The organism is Bacteroides sp. ET489, assembly GCF_030518095.1.
GTDB classification, from domain to species: domain Bacteria; phylum Bacteroidota; class Bacteroidia; order Bacteroidales; family Bacteroidaceae; genus Bacteroides; species Bacteroides ndongoniae.
Genome location: NZ_JAULLJ010000112.1, coordinates 1 through 911 on the forward strand (window position 1 = coordinate 1; position 911 = coordinate 911).

The following is a 911-nucleotide window of genomic DNA, read 5'->3' on the forward strand; positions in this document are numbered from 1 at the left end:
CAATAGCTGGCTTCTTTTCAAAAAAGCAGTATGCTGCGATAGCCGACAAAGAGTTAGCTATAAAGTTATTGAATGAACGATGTCTGGAGTGCTCTATCTGTGCAATGTTCTTCAATTCGTCATTGACCGTTTCGATCAGGGCTCTTTTTCTGAGCAAGATCTTGTCGGCAATACTCATCAGTGAGTTCTTCATATTGTTCTTGACCTTGGTGACAAGTTGTATGCCATTAAGAAAAAGATTCTCGAACAGGGCCTGACCAATATATCCTTTGTCTGCACATAGTTTTCCTTTAATGTTCTTCAGGAACTTGCCCTGCTTCAAAGGCTCCCGGTCATCCACGTTTCCGGGAGTAAACATGAAATTGAGAATTTCCCCTTTGTCATTGATTATCAGATGCAACTTGAATCCGAAGAACCATCCCATTGAACATTTTCCACGCTCGGCAAGTCCTTCAAATGTCTTATGAATAAGGATTCTTTGGTTACGGCATACACGTAAGGGAGTGGAGTCCACAAAACTGATGCCGGTACAGGTTCCCAGCAGTACTTTTTTGATAAAGATGCTCAGGGGAAGTAGTACTTCCTTTTCCAATTCTACAAAACGGTTATAGGAAACTTGGCGCGGAAAAAGGTGTTTCAGATGTTTACAGACATACTCCTTGTAGTAATGCTTGAAACAGCGAAAACCACCGGAGTGAAACAGGATAAGAATAACCATAATCTCAGCATCACTCATACGGTTGGGTTTATTGCGATGCTTGGTCTTCTTATCATCAATCATATATTTTTCCTGTTGAAATGTAAATTCCTTGCAAAAATCATCGGCCATACAATAAATCTCTGTAACTTTAGACTCTGGAAACATAGTGATAATCGTTTAAATGTTATAATTGTTCACTATAAATTTAATA

1 protein-coding gene is annotated in these 911 nt (G+C 39.2%); it reads right to left on the reverse strand.

Annotated features, from left to right (window positions below):
- A partial coding sequence (locus tag Q3C19_RS18240) for an IS982 family transposase (protein ID WP_302731279.1) occupies positions 1 to 865 on the reverse strand: 865 nt, incomplete at its 3' end.
- Positions 866 to 911 lie beyond the last annotated feature (46 nt).